The sequence below is a fragment of the Streptomyces sp. NPDC057950 genome, assembly GCF_042887295.1.
Lineage (GTDB): Bacteria > Actinomycetota > Actinomycetes > Streptomycetales > Streptomycetaceae > Streptomyces > Streptomyces kaempferi.
In genome coordinates this window covers 317,137-338,321 of the sequence record NZ_JBHVPP010000002.1, presented here as the reverse complement: position 1 = coordinate 338,321, position 21,185 = coordinate 317,137, and the positions used below count along the sequence as shown (strand labels likewise).

At 71.1% G+C, this 21,185-nt stretch carries 14 protein-coding genes; 8 read left to right on the top strand and 6 right to left on the bottom strand.

Annotation, left to right across the window (positions count from 1 at the left end):
• Nucleotides 1–195 precede the first annotated feature (195 nt).
• A complete protein-coding gene (locus ACFVTC_RS05685) occupies nt 196–1,158 on the top strand; it encodes a right-handed parallel beta-helix repeat-containing protein (protein ID WP_390124259.1) in 963 nt (320 codons plus the stop codon).
• A gap of 92 nt (nt 1,159–1,250) precedes the next feature.
• Here the strand turns inward: ACFVTC_RS05685 and rpsA are convergent, their stop codons facing one another.
• Nucleotides 1,251–2,750, bottom strand: coding sequence for a 30S ribosomal protein S1 (rpsA, locus tag ACFVTC_RS05680; protein ID WP_168527616.1), 1,500 nt, complete (start codon nt 2,748–2,750; stop codon nt 1,251–1,253).
• A gap of 303 nt (nt 2,751–3,053) precedes the next feature.
• Between rpsA and ACFVTC_RS05675 the strand changes: the two genes are divergently transcribed.
• Both ACFVTC_RS05675 and hrpB read left to right on the top strand, forming a co-directional pair.
• Nucleotides 3,054–3,956 carry a class I SAM-dependent methyltransferase gene (locus ACFVTC_RS05675; protein ID WP_390124257.1) on the top strand — a complete coding sequence of 301 codons (903 nt, stop codon included), beginning with the start codon at nt 3,054–3,056 and terminating at the stop codon, nt 3,954–3,956.
• A gap of 158 nt (nt 3,957–4,114) precedes the next feature.
• A complete protein-coding gene (hrpB, locus tag ACFVTC_RS05670) occupies nt 4,115–6,655 on the top strand; it encodes an ATP-dependent helicase HrpB (protein WP_390124255.1) in 2,541 nt (846 codons plus the stop codon).
• On the opposite strand, the gene ACFVTC_RS05665 is transcribed toward hrpB, so the two are convergent.
• The 3 genes from ACFVTC_RS05665 to ACFVTC_RS05655 form a co-directional block, all read right to left on the bottom strand.
• Nucleotides 6,645–7,637, bottom strand: coding sequence for a DUF3068 domain-containing protein (locus ACFVTC_RS05665; RefSeq protein ID WP_390124253.1), 993 nt, complete (start codon nt 7,635–7,637; stop codon nt 6,645–6,647). The genes hrpB and ACFVTC_RS05665 overlap by 11 nt on opposite strands.
• Nucleotides 7,638–7,658: 21 nt before the next feature.
• Entirely contained in the window at nt 7,659–7,793 is a 135-nt protein-coding gene (locus tag ACFVTC_RS05660; RefSeq protein ID WP_168527619.1) for an SPW_0924 family protein, read from the bottom strand.
• Nucleotides 7,794–7,983: 190 nt separating this feature from the next.
• On the bottom strand, nt 7,984–9,723 hold the full coding sequence (locus ACFVTC_RS05655) for a lytic transglycosylase domain-containing protein (RefSeq protein WP_390124251.1): 1,740 nt from the start codon (nt 9,721–9,723) through the stop codon (nt 7,984–7,986).
• Between the two features lie 255 nt (nt 9,724–9,978).
• Here ACFVTC_RS05655 and ACFVTC_RS05650 point away from each other — a divergent pair, with 255 nt between their 5' ends.
• Entirely contained in the window at nt 9,979–10,833 is an 855-nt protein-coding gene (locus ACFVTC_RS05650) for a DUF4184 family protein (protein WP_390124714.1), read from the top strand.
• Here ACFVTC_RS05650 and ACFVTC_RS05645 read toward each other — a convergent pair.
• Both ACFVTC_RS05645 and polA read right to left on the bottom strand, forming a co-directional pair.
• Nucleotides 10,754–11,596: a hypothetical protein gene (locus ACFVTC_RS05645; RefSeq protein ID WP_390124249.1), complete on the bottom strand. Its 843-nt coding sequence runs from the start codon at nt 11,594–11,596 to the stop codon at nt 10,754–10,756. The genes ACFVTC_RS05650 and ACFVTC_RS05645 overlap by 80 nt on opposite strands.
• 585 nt (nt 11,597–12,181) lie before the next feature.
• Nucleotides 12,182–14,908: a DNA polymerase I gene (gene polA, locus ACFVTC_RS05640; RefSeq protein ID WP_390124247.1), complete on the bottom strand. Its 2,727-nt coding sequence runs from the start codon at nt 14,906–14,908 to the stop codon at nt 12,182–12,184.
• Nucleotides 14,909–15,031: 123 nt separating this feature from the next.
• On the opposite strand from polA, the gene ACFVTC_RS05635 reads away from it, so the two are divergent.
• The 4 genes from ACFVTC_RS05635 (at nt 15,032) to ACFVTC_RS05620 (ending at nt 21,181) form a co-directional block, all read left to right on the top strand.
• Nucleotides 15,032–17,311 (top strand): FdhF/YdeP family oxidoreductase, encoded by a 2,280-nt coding sequence (locus tag ACFVTC_RS05635; protein ID WP_390124245.1) that lies wholly within the window; start codon nt 15,032–15,034, stop codon nt 17,309–17,311.
• A gap of 54 nt (nt 17,312–17,365) precedes the next feature.
• Complete coding sequence (locus tag ACFVTC_RS05630; RefSeq protein WP_390124243.1) at nt 17,366–17,854, top strand: PaaI family thioesterase; 489 nt, start codon at nt 17,366–17,368, stop codon at nt 17,852–17,854.
• 1,043 nt (nt 17,855–18,897) lie between these two features.
• Nucleotides 18,898–20,118, top strand: a complete 1,221-nt coding sequence (locus ACFVTC_RS05625) for a branched-chain amino acid ABC transporter substrate-binding protein (RefSeq protein WP_153291152.1) — start codon at nt 18,898–18,900, stop codon at nt 20,116–20,118.
• 130 nt (nt 20,119–20,248) lie between these two features.
• Complete coding sequence (locus tag ACFVTC_RS05620) at nt 20,249–21,181, top strand: branched-chain amino acid ABC transporter permease (protein ID WP_153291151.1); 933 nt, start codon at nt 20,249–20,251, stop codon at nt 21,179–21,181.
• The last annotated feature ends 4 nt before the right edge of the window (nt 21,182–21,185 follow it).

Sequence of the window (21,185 nt, the reverse complement as noted above, 5' to 3'; positions counted from 1 at the left end):
TCCCATGGTGGCGAGCACCGCGCCCACACCTACAGCTCCGCGGTTACTCGTGTATCCACCCCGCTTGCCTCGCCGCACACCGGCCTGGTACGGACCTTGACGCGGACCCACGCCCCCCTTACGTTCATATGGGCGCCCGAAGTTCATGTACAAGAACGAACAGTCTTCTGCGGACCGAGGGAAGGTCACCCCCACATGCGTATCCGACGTACGCTCCTCCTCCCCCTGCTCGGCGCGGCACTCGCCACGGGCGGGGTGCTGGCGTCAGCGCCCACCGCGGCCGCGGCCCAGACCATCGAGGTCGCCACGGCAGCCCAGCTGAAGTCGGCGCTCACCTCCGCCGCGCCCGGCGACACCATCCACCTCGCGGACGGCACGTACACCGGCAACTTCAAGACGACGAAGGCCGCGGGCTCCGGCTCCCGCATCACCCTGACCGGCTCCTCGAAGGCCGTCCTCACGGCGGGCGGCGGTTACGGGCTGCACCTCAACGGCGCCTCGTACTGGACGGTCCGGGGCATCACCGTCACCGGTGGCCAGAAGGGCATCATGATCGACTCGGCGAAGGGCGTCGTCGTCGACTCGGTCACCGTCCACGGGCTCGACATGGAGGGCGTCCACTTCCGCAACTCCAGCACGGACGGCGCGATCAGGAACTCGAGGATCTACGACACTGGCAACGACGGCCGCGGCATGGGCGAGGGCGTCTACGTCGGCACGGCCGGCGGGACCTCGGACAAGAGCGACCGCGTCGAGATCAGCGGCAACACCATCGGCCCGGACGTGGGCGGCGAGAACGTCGACATCAAGGAGGGCACGACGGGTGCGCGCGTCACCGGCAACACCTTCGACGGCAGCGGTCTGACCGGCGCCAACTTCGACGACTCCTGGGTCGACGTGAAGGGCAACGACGTCCTCGTCGAGAACAACAGGGGCACCGCGACCACGAACGACGGCTACGAGACCCACACCCAGCAGTCCGGCTGGGGCTGCGGCACGGTGTTCCGCGGCAACACCTCGGACCTGCGGGGCGCGTCGGGCGACAAGCAGCTGGCGGTCAACGTCACGAACTACAGCTCCTCGTGCAGGACCACCGTGTACGCGTCGAACACGGTGACGGGAGGCAAGGGACTCACCAACATCACGGTGACGCCCTGACCCGACCCGGAAAACCGGACTCCCATGGAAGTGGGCCCGCACCGAATCGGTGCGGGCCCACTTCTTTCAGCTACTGCCTAGCGATGAGCCTTTCAGCTCTGGCCGCCGGCGAGCTTCTCACGCAGGGCAGCCAGGGCCTCGTCCGACGCCAGGGCGCCGGAGGTGTCGTCCGACTCCGAGGAGTACGAACCGCCACCGGAGGCGGCCGGAGCCGCGCTGGAGGTGCTGGCACCCTCGGCCTCGGCCTGGGCGTCCGCCTCGCGGGACTTGATGACCTGAGCCTGGTGCTGCTCGAAGCGGGTCTGCGCCTCGGCGTACTGCGTCTCCCACACCTCACGCTGGGACTCGAAGCCCTCGAGCCAGTCGTTGGTCTCGGGGTCGAAGCCCTCGGGGTAGATGTAGTTCCCCTGGTCGTCGTACGACGCGGCCATGCCGTACAGGGTCGGGTCGAACTCGACCGAGGCCGGGTCGGCACCGAATGCCTCGTTGGCCTGCTTCAGCGAGAGGCTGATGCGGCGGCGCTCGAGGTCGATGTCGATGACCTTGACGAAGATCTCGTCGTTGACCTGGACGACCTGCTCCGGGATCTCCACGTGGCGCTCGGCCAGCTCGGAGATGTGGACCAGACCCTCGATGCCCTCGTCCACGCGGACGAACGCACCGAACGGAACGAGCTTCGTGACCTTACCCGGGACGACCTGACCGATCTGGTGCGTCCGGGCGAACTGCTGCCACGGGTCTTCCTGCGTCGCCTTGAGCGACAGGGAGACACGCTCGCGGTCCATGTCGACGTCGAGGACCTCGACGGTGACTTCCTGGCCGACCTCGACAACCTCGGAGGGGTGGTCGATGTGCTTCCAGGAGAGCTCGGAGACGTGCACCAGACCGTCGACGCCACCCAGGTCCACGAAGGCACCGAAGTTGACGATCGAGGAGACGACGCCGGAGCGGACCTGACCCTTCTGGAGGGTGGTGAGGAACGTCTGGCGGACCTCGGACTGGGTCTGCTCCAGCCAGGCACGGCGGGACAGGACCACGTTGTTGCGGTTCTTGTCCAGCTCGATGATCTTGGCCTCGAGCTCCTTGCCCACGTAGGGCTGGAGGTCGCGGACACGGCGCATCTCGACGAGGGAAGCCGGCAGGAAGCCACGGAGGCCGATGTCGAGGATGAGACCACCCTTGACGACCTCGATGACGGTACCGGTGACGATGCCGTCCTCTTCCTTGATCTTCTCGATGGTGCCCCAGGCGCGCTCGTACTGGGCGCGCTTCTTCGAGAGGATCAGGCGGCCTTCCTTGTCCTCCTTCTGGAGAACAAGGGCTTCGATCTCGTCACCGACGGCGACGACCTCATTGGGGTCGACGTCGTGCTTGATCGAGAGCTCGCGGCTCGGGATGACACCTTCGGTCTTGTAACCGATGTCGAGCAGGACCTCGTCCCGGTCGACCTTCACGATGACGCCGTCGACGATGTCGCCGTCGTTGAAGTACTTGATCGTCTCGTCGATCGCGGCGAGGAAGGCTTCCTCGTTACCGATGTCGTTGACCGCTACCTGCGGCGTGGTAGAGGTGGTCTCGGTGCTGCTCGTCATGTGGGAAAGGGCTCCGGTACGGACAGTGAGTCGTAGGTACTGCTTGCGCCGGGAGCCCGTTTCGCTCTGCATAAGGCCGGACAGCCAAGGAAGCGCCCATCCCGGACCGTGTTCTTGCGAACACCACCGGTGGCGCCCCGAAAACCGAGGGGACATACATACAGATGCGAGCGCAGCCTGCTACGTCTGAGGTGCGCAGGCCCGCAGCGCAACTTGTAGCATACGGGGGCAGCCGGGCAGGGTCAATGCGCGAAGGCGCACACCCGGGGCGGATCGCCGCATTCCCGGCACAAGACCTGTCTCATGAGGCCACGCGGGCCCTGGTCGGCCCCTGCCGTGACACCCCCGAGGCGTGTCGAAGGGCCGAGCCCGCAGATTAATACGAGGGAGCCGATCATCCAAGAGCCCGAGCAGTCCGAGTCCGAAGCCACCCGACGCGACGCGGACGTCACGGAGAGTTCCCGCGCCAATCGCGGCTGGTGGGACCGGAACGCGGACGACTACCAGACAGAGCACGGCACGTTCCTCGGCGACGACCGCTTCGTGTGGGGCCCCGAGGGCCTCGACGAGGTGGAGGCCGAGCTGCTCGGCCCGCCGGAGGACCTCAAGGGGAAGGACGTCCTGGAGATCGGCGCCGGCGCGGCCCAGTGCTCGCGCTGGCTGGCGGCCCAGGGCGCCCGCCCCGTCGCCCTGGACCTCTCCCACCGCCAGCTCCAGCACGCGCTGCGCATCGGCGGCCCGGTGCCGCTGGTGGAGGCCGACGCGGGCGCGCTGCCCTTCGCGGACGGCTCCTTCGACCTCGCGTGCTCCGCGTACGGGGCGCTGCCGTTCGTCGCCGACCCCGTGCGGGTGCTGCGCGAGGTGCGCCGCGTCCTGCGCCCCGGTGGCCGCTTCGTCTTCTCCGTGACGCACCCGGTCCGCTGGGCGTTCCCTGACGAGCCGGGCCCGGAAGGACTGTCGGTCTCCGCCTCGTACTTCGACCGCACCCCCTACGTCGAGCAGGACGACGAGGGCCGCGCGGTGTACGTCGAACACCACAGGACGGTGGGCGACCGGGTGCGTGACGTGGTGGCCGGGGGCTTCCGGCTCCTGGACATCGTCGAGCCGGAGTGGCCCGCCTGGAACACCCAGGAGTGGGGCGGCTGGTCCCCGCTGCGCGGGAACCTGATCCCGGGGACCGCGATCTTCGTGTGCCGGCGGGACTGAGGCCGCCCGTCACCGTTCGCGTCCGGCTCCCCCGTTCACAGGGGTGTCCGTACGCACCGTTCACCGAGGTGTCCGTACGCACCGCACGCGCGCGTGCGGTGCGTACGCGCGTGAGGCGTGTTTGACGCTCGTACGAGCCCTCGTACGAGACTGGGGGCGTGATCCGTACCGACGCCCTCGACCGGCTGCCCGTCCGCTCCGCCGTGCCCGCGCTGCGCGACGCCCTGGAGGAGCACGGCACGGCGGTGTTGTGCGCCCCGCCGGGCACCGGCAAGACGACCCTCGTGCCGTTGGTCCTCGCCGGTCTCGTCGGCGGGGGCCCGGCCCGCCGCGTGCTGGTCGCCGAACCGCGCCGGATCGCGGCCCGGGCCGCGGCCCGGCGGATGGCGTGGCTGCTCGGCGAGCAGGCCGGCGGGAACGTGGGCTACACGGTGCGCGGGGAGCGGGTCGTGGGACCACGCGCGCGCGTGGAGGTCGTCACGACGGGAGTGCTCCTCCAGCGGCTGCAGCGGGACCAGGAGCTCGCGGGCGTCGACGTGGTGGTCCTCGACGAGTGCCACGAACGGCATCTGGACGCCGACACCGTGGCGGCCTTCCTCCTGGACGTCCGGGCCGCGCTCCGGCCCGAACTGCGGCTCGTGGCCGCGTCCGCGACGACCGACGCCGAGGGCTGGGCCCAGCTGTTGGGCGGCGCGCCGGTCGTGGAGGCGCGGGGGGTCTCGTACCCGGTGGAGGTGGTCTGGGCGCCTCCGGCCCGGCCCGTACGCCCCCCGCACGGCATGCGGGTCGACCCCGCTCTGCTCGCGCACGTGGTGTCGGTGGTGCGGCGGGCGCTGGCCGAGCGCGACGGGGACGTGCTGTGCTTCCTGCCCGGCGTGGGCGAGATCGCGCGGGTCGCCGGTCAGTTGGGGGACCTCGGCGGGATCGACGTGCTCCAGGTGCACGGGCGGGCGCCCGCCGCGGTGCAGGACGCGGTGCTGGCGCCGGGTACCGGGCGCCGGGTGGTCCTGGCCACCTCCGTCGCGGAGTCGTCGCTGACGGTTCCCGGAGTGCGGGTGGTCGTGGACTCGGGGCTCGCGCGCGAACCCCGGGTGGACCACGCGCGCGGGCTGAGCGCGCTGACGACGGTGCGAGCCGCGCAGGCCGCCGGACGGCAACGGGCCGGGCGGGCCGGCCGTGAGGCACCGGGCCGGGTGTACCGCTGCTGGTCCGAGGCGGAGGACGCTCGTCTCCCGCGCTTTCCCGCACCGGAGATCAAGGTGGCGGATCTGACGGCGTTCGCCCTGCAGGCGGCCTGTTGGGGCGACCCGGAGGCGGCCGGGCTGGCGCTGCTGGACCCGCCGCCGGCCGGCGCGATGGCGGCGGCGCGGTCCGTCCTGTCGGCGGTGGGCGCGGTGGACCCGGCGGGGCGGGCCACACGGCGGGGTGTCCGCATGTCCCGGCTGGGCCTGCACCCACGGCTGGCGCGGGCGCTGCTGGACGCGGCGCCCGAGGTGGGCGCGGACCGGGCGGCCGACGTGGTCGCCCTGCTGAGCGAGGAGCCGCCGCGGGAGTACGGGGACGATCTGGCGGCCGCCTGGCGGACGGCCCGGCGGGGCGGTGACGCCTACGCGGCGCGCTGGCGCACCGAGGCGCGCCGACTGCGTTCGGGCACCAGGGACGCGCGGGAGAAGGCGCCGGAGGGCCTGCCGCCGGGCACGGTCGCGGGCGGCCGGGCCGACCTCGGGGACGACCGCGTCGCCGGGCTGGTCGCCGCCCTCGCGTTCCCCGAGCGCCTGGCGCGGGCGCAGGGCGGCTCGTACCTGATGGTGAACGGGACCCGCGCCGACATCGGCGACGGCTCCGCGCTGCGGGACGCGCCCTGGCTGGCCGTCGCCGTGGCCGACCGTCCCGTCGGCGCCGGGCACGCGCGCGTGCGGCTCGCGGCGGTGGTGGACGAGGGGACGGCTCGGCGCGCCGCCGCGAGCTTCGCCGCCGAGGGCGAGGAGGTCCACTGGTCCGAGGGCGATGTCGTCGCGCGGCGCGTCGAACGGCTCGGGGCGGTGGAGCTGGCGGTGCGTCCACTCAGGAACGCCGACCCCGGGCTCGTACGGGAGGCGCTGCTCGAGGGGCTGCGGGCCGACGGACTCGGGCTGCTGCGCTGGTCCCCGGACGCCGGGGCGCTGCGCCAGCGGCTCGCCTTTCTGCGACTGCATCTCGGCGCGCCCTGGCCCGATGTCGGCGACGACGCGCTGCACGCGCGCGTGGCGGAGTGGCTGGAGCCGGAGCTGAGCCGCGCACGGCGGCGGGCCGATCTGTCGCGGATCGACGCCGGGCAGGCCCTGGCGCGGCTGCTGCCCTGGGCCACCGGTGAGGCCGCCCGGCTGGAGGAGCTCGCGCCCGAGCGGATCGAGGTGCCCAGCGGTTCCAGGGTCCGGGTCGACTACGGCAATCCCGAACAGCCCGTCCTCGCCGTCAAGTTGCAGGAGATGTTCGGCCTCCACGAATCACCCGCCGTGGCCGGGGTGCCCGTACTCGTCCATCTGCTGTCGCCCGCGGGGCGGCCCGCCGCGGTCACCGCCGACCTCGCCTCCTTCTGGAAGGACGGCTACCGGGCGGTCCGGGCCGAGCTGCGCGGCCGTTACCCCAAGCATCCGTGGCCCGAGGATCCGGCGGCCGCGGAGCCGACCCGTCATACGAACGCGCGGCTCAGGCGCTGACCGGCTCGGACCGTTCGGCCGGGGCGGGGGCGGGATCGTCCGGGCGGCGGCCGCGCGCCTCCAGGTAGAGGGAGAGGGTCAGCAGGGCGGCGCCCAGGAGCAGCAGGCCCCAGGGGAGGTAGGAGGTCATCAGCAGGACCAGGGTGCGGTTGGACTTGACCAGGGCGACGGTGTGCTCGATGTAGTCCTCGCGCATCTTCACGTGCCCGGAGAAGGCGGTCACCTCGGCGCGGCCGCCGAGCAGGGTGCCGCCGCGCAGTTCCTCCTTGTGGATCTCCTCGCCGTAGACGGGTGCCCCGGTGACCGGTTCGACCCAGAACCTGCGGACGGTCGTGTACCAGCGTGTCGTACCGGTCTTGGCGACCGACTGCGCGGTGATGCCCCGGACGGGCATGACCTTGGGGAACGCGACCTTCGTCCAGGGGATCGTCTGCTCGAAGTAGTAGACCTCGACGCCGCGGAAGGTCCGGGTGCCCTCGTAGTGGATGGGGGCCGAGGTACGGGTCTGCGCGTCGAAGTACTCGTAGTCCCGCTTCTCCGTCCGGAAGGGCCACTTGAACTCGATGCCGTCGCGCCGGACGGGGTCGCCGTCGACCGACTCGCCGGTCGCGTGGACGGGTTCCTGGGTGTGGGCGTCGAAGATGTAGCGCTCGGGGAGCTTGGAGACCATCTTCCCGTCGGGGCCCTGCACATAGGACAGGGAGTCCCAGACGACGACGTCGCGGCCCGCCGTCCGCTCGATGCGGTCGGATGCCTCGACGTTGCCTTTGAGGGTCTGTACGACGGTGACCTCGGGGACCTTCTTCGCCTTCATGGTGCCGTAGTCGAGGAGGGTCGCGTCCTTCGCCTCCAGGACCATGTCCTGGTACTGGCCCGCGGGGATCTTGGCCACCCGCGGGAAGACGTACCAGCGCAGCAGCGGGGACAGCGCCGCGCAGAACACGGCGAGGGCGAGCAGGATCAGGCTGGCCTTGCGGCGCATCTGGACGGCCCTCCCGGCTGGTTACGGATGTTTGGGGACGGTGGTGAGCAGCGGCTTCGGCGACGTCCCGCCGGCCGGTGAGCCCATGGCGGTGATGGTGAACACCAGGGCGAGCGCCACGGCGAGACCGGTCGCGGCGGCGATGAGGGCACGCATGCGGGGCCTCCCGGGAACCTGGAGCTGATGCATCGTCAGGTCGGGCACCGTAGCAACGGAGGGCCGAGATGAGAACACGTCGCGCACACGACGAGGGCGCCCCTCCGCCGGAAGCGGAAGGGCGCCCTGGTTGCGCGGGGGCCGCGCATGGCCCTGGTGGCCCCGACGGGACCACCAGGGTCGTGCCGGACTACGGCGTGGCCGTGCTCGACGGTGAGGGCGTGGCGGACGGTGTGGCCGTGGCGGCCGGGGCCACCGTCAGTTCGACCGTCAGCGTCGCGCCGCCCGTGGTGGTGACGCGGAGCAGGAACGTGCCGGCCGTGTCGTCCGCGTACAGCTTGGGGAGCTTGAGCGTGCCGTCGGCGTCGGTCGTGAGGTCCGTGAGGGTGCGGACCGTCTTGCCGTCCGCGTCCTTGAAGTACGGGCCCTTGTCGTTCTCGGTCGCGTCGACCGCCGACTTCACGAGTGTGGCGGTGGCCGCGACCTTCCCGGCGGCGGCGCCCTTGTAGGTGGCCTTCAGCTGGACCTGGTCGGCGAACTCCCCGCCCGCTACGCAGGTCAGCGGGGCGTCGCCGGTGCGGGTCAGGGCGTCGGCCTGGCGCGGCGTGACGGTCGCCGCGTAGTCGAGGCCGCCCAGGGCGCGGCCCACGACGGTGGCGCGGACCGTGAAGCCGCCGGTCTTCTCGCCCGCCACGAGCGCGGGCGCGGTCGCCGTGCCCTTGCTGTCGGTGACGAGCGTGGCGACGCTCTCGCCGCCGGTGAAGGTGGCGTCCGTGTCTCCGACGATCAGGAACCGGACGCGGACCTTCGCGACCGCCTTGCCCGCCTTGGTCTCGGTGCGCACCGCGACCTTGCTGCCGAAGGACTGGCCCGCCGTGGCGGTGAGCTTCCCGGTGCCCGCGTCCTCCACGTGGTCCACCGTCTCGGTGGGCGTGGGCAGTGTGGGAGGCGGCGTGGTCGAGGGGGAACCGGGCTTGGTCGGCTTGGAGGGGCTCGTCGAACCGCCGCCCGGCTTGGTGGTGCTCGGCTTCGAGTCGGGCGTCGACGGCGTGGAGGGCGACTGGTCCGGGCTCGCCGTGGAGTCGCCGCTGCTGTGCGAGGGCAGGGTGCCCGTGCCGTTCGGAACCTCGTGGGTGCCCTTGCGGTAGTACTCCAGCCACGACAGCACCGTGTTGAGGTAGGCCGTCGAGTTGTTGTAGCTGAGGATCGCCGCGTTCATGTGCGCCTGCACGGACAGGTCGCGGCCGGCCCGGCACAGGTAATGACCGGCCGCGAGTGCCGCGTCGTAGACGTTGTTGGGGTCCTTCTTGCCGTCGCCGTTGCCGTCACGGCCCGCCCACGCCCAGGTGGAGGGGATGAACTGCATGGGGCCCACGGCGCGGTCGTACGCGCTGTCGCCGTCGTACGCGCCGTTGTCGGTGTCGGCGATCAGCGCGAAGCCGTTGCCGTCGAGCTTGGGGCCGAGGATCGGCGAGTACGTCGTGCCGTTCGCGTCGACTCGGCCGCCGCGCGCCTGTCCGGACTCGACCTTGCCGATGGCCGCGAGGAGTTGCCAGGGCAGATTGCAGCCCGGCTTGGACTCCCGCAGCGAGGTCTCGGCCTTCTTGTAGGCGTCGAGCACGGTCGCCGGTATGCCGGCCTCGGCCTCGCCCACCGAGACGGGCGTCCCGATGGTCGGCGTCGGGCTCGGGCTCGTGCTCGGGTTCGGGCTCTTCAGCGGCGGCAGGTCGGTGTAGTAGGGCGAGTTGCCGGTCGCCGCGCCCTCGCCGGCGGCGCTAGCGTCGGCCGAGGGCTGGGCGCCGGCCGCCTGTCTGCCGAGGTCCGCGGTGGCCACTCCGGGTGCCTGGGAAGCGGACAGGGCCGCGACCGCCGCCGCGGCCACCGCGGTGGACGCCGCTCCCTTGCGCAGTCTGCCGAAATGCGCCGCCATTGAGTGAACCCCTCCCGTGGACGACCGCCCGCGCTCCGCGCGTTCGCTGGCACTGTGACGCAGGTGACCCTACGACAACTTCCGTCGCCCGGGCACCCGTTCGTGCCCGATTTTCACCGGTTGGCCATGTTCGATTGTCCGCCGGGACACATACCCCGAGCGGGCCGTCCGTGCCTTCTCACGCATCTCTCATAATGGCCTTCGGTGATCACCGAGCGCGACGCCTTCGAACGACGTCAGCCACAGGGGGACCTTTTGCCCTTCACACTCAGCCACGCGGCGGCCGTACTGCCCGCAGTCCGGGGCGACGGAAGCGGCCGGAGCCGACTGGTGCCGGCGGTCCTGGTGGCCGGCTCCTTCGCTCCCGACATGACCTATTACGCGGCGAGTGCGGTACCCGGAGCGATGGAATTCGGCGGGTTCACGCACTCGTTCACCGGCGTCCTCACCTTCGACGTGCTGGTCGCCTGGGCCCTCGTGGGCGTCTGGCTGGTCCTGCGCGAGCCGCTGGTGGCCCTGCTGCCGCGCACCCGTCAGGGGCGCCTCGCGGGGCTGCTGCGCTGCGGGACGGCCCGCCGGGAACCCGGCCCGTCCCTGGCGCTGTGGTGGTACGCGTCGGCCGTGCTCGGCGCGCTGACGCACGTCGTGTGGGACGCGTTCACGCACCACGACCGGTGGGGGGTGCGACTGCTGCCCACGTTGGCGCGGTATGTCGGGGGCACACCCCTGTTCACGTACGCGCAGTACGGCACTTCGATGGCGGCGGCCGTGGTGATCACGCTCTTCGTGGTCGTCGCGCTGCGGCGGACACCGCCCGGTGAGCCGGTGGGGGTGCCGGCGCTGTCCCGCGCGGACCGGTGGCTCGCCGCCGCCGTGATCGGCGGCTGCGCGGTCGTCGCGGCCGCGCAGCGGGCCGCTCGCTGGTGGGCCTACCAGGGCTCCGGCACGAAACCCTGGGAACTGATCCCGGCCCTGTGCTTCGGCGCGGGCGCGGGTCTCGTCCTCGGCCTCGCGCTGTACGCCGTCGGCGTCAGGGTGTGGCGTCCCGCCCCGGTTCGTCCCGGCCCGGCAGCCACGCGAACGGAGCCGAACCGTCCGGCACCCCGCTGAACCCCCTGCGCGGGGCGGGGCCCCGGACGCGGCCGCGTCCCTGGCCCAGGCCGCGGTGGACGGCGCGGGCGAAGCGCCCGATGGTGCGGGCTCCGTAAGCGGTCGTCGGGTTGTCGTGCGACAGGACGACGATGCGGCAGGTTCTGCCGGTGCCCGTGAACGCGCCGACGCTGTGCACCCGCCAGCCGCGCGCGAGCCGGGGCGGGCGGCCGTTCTCCCGGTACGCCCTCGGACCGGGACCGCCCGGCTTCCCCGCGGGCCCGCTCCGGCGCGCCGCGCCGCGGACGTGTCCGAGCAGGCTCAGGCCGTGGACACCGGTCCGCAGGAAGGAACGGGAGCCGGCGACCACGTCCGGCAGGCGCAGGGCCGCGATGGTGTCCGAGACGGTAACCAGGGGGCGGAGGGCTGCGAGCTCCCACCGGTCCAGGGTGTGCCGGAGCTCCTCCACCCGGCGCGGCATGGTCTCCATGGCGGTGCCCTCGGCGAAGCCCTCCGTGCCGTACTGACACTCGCTCGCGAGATCGCAGGTCGGGCCGGGGCCGTCGGCGCGCACCGGCAGGGCGAGGCGGCCCCGGCGTGCGGCCGGTGCGGCCCCGACGGCACGGGACGCGGGCGCGGCGAGCCCGGGGGCGCGGCCGGAACGGCGGGCCGCGGGCGTCTGAGCGGTGCTCGCGCTCGTGGCCACCGCGGGCACCGGCGCGAACAGCGCCGGGACGACACCCGCGGGGTCGGCCGTGCGGCGACGGAGTATGCGTATACCCATGCCCGCATCCTTGCCGTCCCCCTGCGCGGGGGGCGCCTTTGCGAGGGCCACGCGAGTGACGGGCCCTCCGGGGGTTGAACGGGAGACGGCCGATCCTTGTCTCCGGGGGCTCCGGAGCCCCCGGAGTCCCCGGGTCCGGGCCTCCAGCTTCCGGGTCCGGGCCATCGGGTCTGTGGGCCTGCGGGCCACCAGGCCACCGGGTCTGCGGGCCACAAGGCCACCAGGTCTGCGGGTCTGCGGGCCACAAGGCCACCAGGTCTGCGGGCCACCACGCCACCACGTCCAGGTAGGCGGGACCGGACCTCCACGTCCAGGTAGGCGCGCTGTCGTCCGCGTCCAGGTAGGCGCGCTGTCGTCCGCAGACGAGTCCCGCCGTGGATGGCGGGGGACCTCGTTTCGGCCGTTCCAGGCCGGTTCGCTCAGACCGGTTCCCGACCGGTCCAGCCGGTCCAGACCGGTGCCGGCTCCAGACCGGTGCCGGCCGATCCGGCACCGGTGCTCCCCGTCGTACGGGGCTGGCGTCGCCGTGGGCGTCCGGGCCCGGTACCTGGTGTACCGGGCCACGGCCCACGCCCCGCAGGACAGCTAGTGCGCCGCCGACTCCCAGTCGGCTCCTGAACCGACGGAGACGTCGAGCGGAGCCCGGAGATCGACGGCGGACGCCATCTCGCGGCGCAGGAGCTCCTCGGTCTTCGCGCGCTCCCCCGGGGCGATCTCCAGGACGATTTCGTCGTGGACCTGGAGGAGCATGCGGGACTTCAGACCGGCCTCGCGCAGCGCCCGGTCGACGTTCAGCATCGCGATCTTGACGATGTCCGCGGCCGTGCCCTGGATCGGCGCGTTCAGTGCCATGCGCTCGGCCGTCTCGCGGCGCTGACGGTTGTCGCTGTTCAGGTCGGGCAGATAGCGGCGCCGCCCGAAGAGCGTCTCCGTGTACCCCGTGGCACGCGCCTCGTCCACGACCCTGCGCAGATAGTCACGGACCCCGCCGAAGCGCTCGAAGTACGTTTCCATCAGGGCCCGTGCCTCGCCCGCGTCGATGTTCAGCTGCTGCGACAGACCGAACGCCGACAGCCCGTACGCCAGGCCGTACGACATGGCCTTGATCTTGCGTCGCATCTCCGCGTCGACCGCCGGGCCCTCGACCGAGAACACCTGGGACGCCACCGTCGTGTGCAGGTCCTCGCCCGACGTGAACGCCTCGAGCAGGCCCTCGTCCTCGGACAGATGGGCCATCACCCGCAGCTCGATCTGGCTGTAGTCCGCGGTCATCAGCGACTCGAAGCCCTCACCGACCACGAAGCCGCGGCGGATCGCGCGGCCCTCCTCCGTACGCACCGGGATGTTCTGCAGGTTCGGGTCCACCGACGACAGACGGCCCGTCGCCGCCACCGTCTGGTTGAAGGTGGTGTGGATCCGGCCGTCCGCGGCGATCGTCTTGATCAGACCCTCGACGGTCACGCGCAGCTTCGCCTGCTCGCGGTGGCGGAGCATGATGACGGGCAGCTCGTGGTCGGTCTGCTTGGCCAGCCAGGCCAGCGCGTCCGCGTCCGTCGTGTAACCCGTCTTCGTCTTCTTCGTCTTGGGCAGATCGAGCTCCCCGAAGAAGACCTCCTGGAGCTGCTTGGGCGAGCCGAGGTTGAACTCGTGGCCCACGGAGGCGTGCGCCTCCTTCACCGCCTGCTGCACCGCGGCACCGAACATCTGCTCCATGGCCTCCAGGTGCGCCCGGTCGGCCGCGATGCCGTACCGCTCCAAGCGCGCCAGCAGCGCCGACGTGGGCAGCTCCATGTCCCGCAGCAGATCGGCCGCGCCGACCTCCGGCAGCTTCTCGTCGAACGCCTCACCGAGGTCGAGGATCGTGCGGGCCTGCGCCATCAGCGCCTCGGCCTCGGCGCCGTCGTCCGCGCCGAAGGCCAGCTGCCCGTCGGCCGCGGCGGCCGGGCCCAGCTCCCGCCCCAGATACTCCAGCGACAGCGCGTCCAGCGCGAAGGAACGGCGCCCCGGCTTGACCAGATAGGCGGCGAGCGCGGTGTCCATGGACACGCCCTCGACGCTCCAGCCGTGCTCGGCGAAGACCCGCATCACACCCTTGGCGTTGTGCAGCACCTTGGGCTTCGCGGGGTCGGCGAGCCACTTCGCGAACGCGTTCTCGTCGCCCTCGTCCAGCTCCGAGGGGTCGAACCAGGCGGCCGCCCCCTCCGCCGCGGCCAGCGCGATCTCCGTCACCGAGCCGGCGCCCAGCGCCCACGCGTCGACCGTGGCCAGACCCAGGACCGCGGTGCCGTGCTCGGCGAGCCACGGCTTCAGCTCGCCCGCGCCCAGCACCACGCCGTCCAGCTCGACCCCGGCGGCGACCGGCGCCGCAGGCTCGGCCTCCTGCGCCCCCGGGTCGACGGCGAACAGGCGCTCACGCAGCGAAGGGTTACGGATCTCCAGGGTGTCCAGGACCATCGTCACGGCCGTACGGTCGTACGCCGCGCGCTCCAGATCGGGGACCGCCCTCGGCAGCTCCACGTCCTTCACCATCTCCGTGAGACGGCGGTTGAGCCGCACCGCCTCCAGGTGGTCACGGAGATTCTGGCCGGCCTTGCCCTTCACCTCGTCGACGCGCTCGACCAGCTCCGCGAACGAACCGAACTGGTTGATCCACTTCGCGGCCGTCTTCTCACCGACACCGGGAATGCCCGGCAGGTTGTCCGACGGGTCGCCGCGCAGCGCCGCGAAGTCGGGGTACTGCGCCGGCGTCAACCCGTACTTCTCGACGACCTTCTCCGGAGTGAACCGGGTCAGCTCGGAGACACCCTTCGTCGGGTACAGGACCGTCGTGTGCTCCGAGACCAGCTGGAAGGAGTCACGGTCACCGGTGACGATCAGGACCTCGAAGCCCTCCGCCTCGGCCTGCGTGGCGAGCGTGGCGATGATGTCGTCGGCCTCGAAGCCGTCCACCGCGAACCGCTGCGCGTGCATCGCGTCCAGCAGCTCACCGATCAGCTCGACCTGGCCCTTGAACTCGTCCGGGGTCTTCGACCTGTTCGCCTTGTACTCGGTGAACTCCTCGGAGCGCCACGTCTTGCGCGAGACGTCGAACGCCACCGCAAAATGCGTGGGCGCCTCGTCGCGCAGCGTGTTCGCCAGCATCGACGCGAAACCGTAGATCGCGTTCGTCGGCTGGCCGCTCGCGGTCGTGAAGTTCTCCGCGGGCAGCGCGAAGAACGCGCGGTACGCCAGCGAGTGCCCATCCATGAGCATCAGTCGCGGACGGCTCGTACCCGCAGTCTTCTCGGTCTTCTTCGATGCTGTTTCTGCCACGCCCCCGATCCTGCCACGCCCCACTGACAGCGCGGACCGTCCGGGACCGGCCGCACACGTTGTCGCCACCGCGTGCGAGGATCGAACAGGTACCGCACACAGGCACGCGAAAGGGGTTCAGCGATGGCCGGCAAGCCGCCCAAGAGCGATCCGGTTCAGGACGCGCCGCAGATCGCCGAACCGAAGCACGCCGCGGCCGGGCTGCCCGCGATCGGACACACCCTGCGGATCGCCCAGCAGCAGATGGGCGTGCGCCGCACCGCGCTCACACTGCTCAGGGTCAACCAGAAGGACGGCTTCGACTGCCCCGGCTGCGCCTGGCCCGAGCCGGAGCACCGTCACACGGCGGAGTTCTGCGAGAACGGCGCGAAGGCGGTCGCCGAGGAGGCGACCCTGCGCCGGGTCACCCCCGAGTTCTTCGCCGAGCACCCCGTCACCGACCTCGCCGGGCGCAGCGGCTACTGGCTCGGACAGCAGGGCCGCCTCACCCACCCCATGTACCTGCCCGCGGGCGCCGACCACTACGAGCCGGTGACCTGGGAGCGCGCCTTCGACATCGTCGCCGAGGAACTCACCGCCCTCGACTCCCCCGACGAGGCCCTCTTCTACACCTCCGGACGCACGAGCAACGAGGCCGCCTTCCTCTACCAGCTCTTCGCCCGCGAACTCGGCACGAACAACCTCCCCGACTGCTCGAACATGTGTCACGAGTCCTCGGGATCCGCGCTCTCCGAGACCATAGGCGTCGGCAAGGGCAGTGTCCTGCTCGACGACCTCCACCGGGCGGACCTGATCATCGTCGCCGGGCAGAACCCCGGCACGAACCACCCCCGCATGCTCTCCGCCCTGGAGAAGGCCAAGGCCAACGGCGCGAAGATCATCAGCGTGAACCCGCTCCCCGAAGCGGGCCTGGAACGCTTCAAGAACCCGCAGACCCCGCAGGGCATGCTCAAGGGAGCCGCCCTCACCGACCTCTTCCTGCAGATCCGCCTCGGCGGCGACCAGGCCCTCTTCCGCCTCCTGAACAAGCTCGTCCTGGACACGGAGGGCGCCGTCGACCAGGAGTTCGTCACCGAGCACACCCACGGATTCGAGGAGTTCGCGGCCGCCGCCCGCGCCGCCGACTGGGACGAGACGCTCACCGCGACCGGCCTCACCCGCGCGAAGATCGACGAAGCCCTGGCCATGGTCCTCGCCTCCCGGCGCACCATCGTCTGCTGGGCCATGGGCCTCACCCAGCACAAGCACTCCGTGCCGACGATCCGCGAAGTCGTCAACTTCCTGCTGCTGCGCGGCAACATCGGCCGCCCCGGCGCGGGCGTCTGCCCGGTCCGCGGCCACTCGAACGTGCAGGGCGACCGCACCATGGGCATCTTCGAGCGCCCCGCCCCGGCCTTCCTCGACGCCCTGGAGAAGGAGTTCGGCTTCGCCCCGCCCCGCGAACACGGCTACGACGTCGTCCGGGCCATCCGCGCCCTGCGCGACGGCGACGCGAAGGTCTTCTTCGCCATGGGCGGCAACTTCGTGTCCGCGTCCCCCGACACCGAGGTCACCGAGGCCGCCATGCGCCGCGCCCGCCTCACCGTGCACGTGTCGACGAAGCTCAACCGCTCGCACGTGGTCACCGGCGCGCGCGCCCTGATCCTGCCCACCCTCGGCCGCACCGAGCGCGACCTCCAGGGCGGCGGCGAGCAGTTCGTCACCGTCGAGGACTCCATGGGCATGGTCCACGCCTCACGCGGCCGTCTGCGGCCCGCGAGCACCCACCTGCTGTCCGAACCGGCCATCGTGTGCCGCCTCGCCCGCCGCGTGCTCGGCGACGACTCCCGCACCCCCTGGGAGGAGTTCGAGAAGGACTACGCGACCGTCCGCGACCGCATAGCGCGCGTCATCCCCGGCTTCGACGACTTCAACGCGCGCGTGGCCGACCCCGCGGGATTCGCCCTCCCCCACGCCCCGCGCGATGAACGCCGCTTCCCCACCGCCACCGGCAAGGCCAACTTCACCGCCGCGCCCGTCGAGTACCCGAAGCTCCCCGAGGGCCGGCTGCTGCTGCAGACCCTGCGCTCGCACGACCAGTACAACACCACGATCTACGGCCTGGACGACCGCTACCGGGGCATCAAGAACGGCCGCCGGGTCGTCCTGGTCAACCCCGAGGACGCGCGCTCGCTCGGCGTCGCCGACGGCTCGTACGTCGACCTGGTCAGCGAGTGGCGGGACGGCGTGGAGCGGCGCGCCCCCGGCTTCCGCGTCGTGCACTACCCGACCGCCCTCGGCTGCGCGGCCTCCTACTATCCGGAGACCAACGTCCTCGTCCCGCTCGACTCCACCGCGGACACCAGCAACACCCCGGCCAGCAAGTCCGTCGTGGTCCGTCTGGAACAATCGGCCACCGACTGAGCGTTTGCTCAGGAAGTCAGCCAGAGAGATCCACGACGATCGGAGCCGGCCCCCATGGGCGAGCAGAACCAAGTGAAGTTCCCGCAAGAGGTCCTCGACGAGTACGCCGCGCTCGGCGTCGACCTGCCCGCCCTCTTCTCGGCGGGCCACCTCGGCACCCGCATGGGCGTGCAGATCGTCGAAGCCTCCGCGGACCGGGTCGTCGGCACCATGCCCGTGGAGGGCAACACCCAGCCGTACGGACTCCTGCACGGGGGCGCCTCCGCCGTCCTCGCGGAGACACTCGGCTCCGTCGGCTCCATGCTGCACGGCGGCAGCACCAAGATCGCCGTCGGCGTCGACCTGAACTGCACCCACCACCGCGGGGCCCGCTCCGGCCTCGTCACGGGCGTGGCCACACCCGTCCACCGGGGGCGCTCCACCGCCACGTACGAGATCGTCATCACGGACGAGGACGGCAAGCGCGTGTGCACCGCACGGCTGACCTGTCTGCTCCGGGACGTGAAACCCGGCGACGAACAGCACGTGCGTTCCCAGGGCTGACGCGCGACCGCGCGCGCCGCATCCCGCCTGCCCGCCGCCCGCCGCACCGACGGACGGGTGGGCAGGCGGACGGACGGGACGGGCGGACCGCTGGACAAGCGGACGGACCGACTGGACGGGCGGACGGACCGCTGGACGGGCGGACGGCGGCGCCCGCACGACGCGAGTACGGACGTAGCTGACAGGTACGGATACGGCCGGCCGCCGCGACCGCGACCGAGTCGACGCGACACGGCGGGAGTTGACCCTCACCCCGCCACCCCGACCCGCCCGCCGGGCCGGCTCCCCCCGGACCCGGCCGGATCCGCGCCCCGCCCGCACCCCCGCCGCGACCCACCCCCTCACGTCTGACACTTCCTCAAGACGCAGCCTCCGCAGGGCACATGGGGCGCGTCCGTGCCAACTCAGCCCGGACGAGATCGAGTCACGGGCCGCCCATCCCTACTCGGCCCGCCCGCAGCCCCGTTGCGACGCATCCACCGCATACGGGATCACCGCCACCTTCACCGGACTTCAGGCCCGGACCCCACCGCACGCGCCCTTTACCGCGCACGCCGGGACAACCCACCGGATCACGGTCCACACCTCCGTGACCGAGCGTTCCGGACTCCCCCTCGACGCCGAACCCCGCCGCTCCCGACGTAACGCTGCGTAACACGCACGCAATACAGCACCGGAGTTCGCCCTTCGAAGCCCAGTACTCCGGGGATCTTTCCGCGTTCCTCCGCCCGACCTGCGATGCCTTCCCACCCTGACGCTCACCTACGCACAACCGGAAGTGCGGATTCTCAACATGTGGACTTCGCAGAATTTCCGCCAAACCGGCTGAGAGCACCCTTCCTCGAAGCTCACCAACCAGCACGTCATAACAAGAAAGTCACAAGCCAGCCCACCACGATGCCGGGGCCCACAGACAGGCTTAGAGTCACGGCCAGTCACCGCGCCGCCGGGCGCGTCTGCAGCACGGCATCTGTAACACCAGTACGGCCCGGCGAGACTCACAGCGGCTCAGCCGAGCTGCTGCGCCAGGGAGAGGAATCATCGTGCGACAGCGTTCTTTGGTCATACTCACCTCCGTGCTCACCACTGGAGCACTCACGCTGACCGCCTGCGGTTCGCGCGACGACGGTGGGAACAAGGACAGCGGCAAGAAGACCGAGATCATCATCGGTGTCGACGCCCCGCTGACCGGTCAGAACTCCGCCACCGGCCTCGGCATCCAGGGCGGCGTCCAGATCGCCGTCGACGACGCCAACAAGAACAACACCGTTCCCGGCGTGACCTTCAAGGTCCAGGCGCTCGACGACAAGGCGATCCCCGCCAGCGGCCAGCAGAACGCCACCGCCCTCGTCGGCAACGACAAGGTGCTCGGCGTCGTCGGCCCGCTCAACTCCGGTGTCGCCACCCAGATGCAGCAGGTCTTCGCGACCGCCGGCCTGGTCGAGATCTCGCCCTCCAACACGGCGCCCGAGCTCACCCAGGGCAAGAACTGGCAGACCTCGAAGTCCCGCCCGTTCAAGACGTACTTCCGCACCGCCACCACGGACGCCCTCCAGGGCGGCTTCGCGGCCGAGTACGCGACCACCACGCTCAAGAAGAAGAACGTCTTCGTCGTCGACGACAAGCAGACCTACGGCGCCGGCCTGGCCAAGCTGTTCAAGGCCGGCTTCACCAAGGGCGGCGGCAAGGTCGCGGGCGAGGACCACGTCAACACCGGCGACACCGACTTCTCCGCCCTCGTCACCAAGATCAAGAACTCCAAGGCCGACCTCGTCTACTACGGCGGCCAGTACGACGAGTCCGAGAAGCTCACCAAGCAGCTCAAGGACGGCGGCGCCAAGATCCCGGTGTTCGGTGGCGACGGCATGTTCAGCGACACCTACATCCAGACCGCCGGCAAGACCTCCGAGGGCGACCTCGTCACCTCGGTCGGCCAGCCCGTCGACTCCCTGGCCTCCGCCGCGGACTTCATCAAGAAGTACAAGGCTTCCGGCCTCAAGGGCGACTACGGCACCTACGGCGGTTACTCCTACGACGCCGCCACCGCCATCATCAAGGCGATCGGCAACGTCGTGAAGGACGGCAAGGTCCCCGACGGCGCCCGCGCCAAGATCGTCGACGAGGTCCAGAAGACGAAGTTCGACGGCATCGCCGGCCCCGTCTCCTTCGACGAGTTCGGTGACACCACCAACAAGCAGCTCACCGTCTACCAGGTCGTGGCCGGCAAGTGGAAGGCCGTCAAGAGCGGCACGTTCAACGGCTGATCCGATCTGATCCGCTCGGATCCGATCCGCCGCTAGCACAACCCCAGGGCCGCGCGGCCTCGACCACACGTCACCGCGCGGCCCGCTCCATACTCCCTTTCACTCTCCCCACCCACATGGAGGCCATGCGGTGAACACCCTGCCGCAGCAGCTGGCCAACGGGCTGTTCCTCGGCTCGATGTACGGGCTGATCGCCATCGGCTACACGATGGTGTACGGCATCGTCCAGCTCATCAACTTCGCCCACGGCGAGATCTTCATGACCGGAGGCTTCGGCGCACTCACGGTCTACCTCTACGTCCTGCCCGACGGCACATCCATGTGGATAGCCCTTCCGGCGATGCTCATCGGCGGAGGCCTCGTCGCCGTCCTGATCGCCGTCGGGGCGGAACGGTTCGCCTACCGTCCACTGCGCGGCGCACCACGCCTCGCACCACTCATCACCGCCATCGGCCTCTCCCTCGCCCTCCAGCAGGCCGTCTTCAACTGGTACCCGGACGCCAAGACCGACCGCAAGTTCCCCCAACTCGACTTCGGCCCCTGGCACCTCGGCTCCATCAGCGTCCAGAGCGGCTCCGTCTTCGTCATCATCGCCGCCCCCCTCTGCATGGCGGCCCTCGCGATCTTCGTCCGCATGTCCCGCACCGGCCGCGCCATGCAGGCCACCGCCCAGGACCCGGACACCGCCCAGCTCATGGGCATCGACACCAACAAGATCATCGTGATCGCCTTCGCGATCGGCGGCTTCTTCGCCGCCGTGGCCGCCATCGCCTACGGCCTGCGCTACGGCACCATCCAGTACAACATGGGCTTCCAGATGGGCCTCAAGGCCTTCACCGCGGCCGTCCTCGGCGGCATCGGCAACATCTACGGCGCCATGATCGGCGGCCTCGTCCTCGGCCTCGCCGAAACCATGGCCACCTCCTACATCGACGGCATCCCCGGCATGCAGCAGCTCGGCGGCGGCGGCTGGTCCTCCGTCTGGGCCTTCGTCCTCCTCATCCTCGTACTGCTGTTCAGACCACAGGGTCTGGTCGGCGAACGCGTCGCGGACAGGGCGTGAGCAC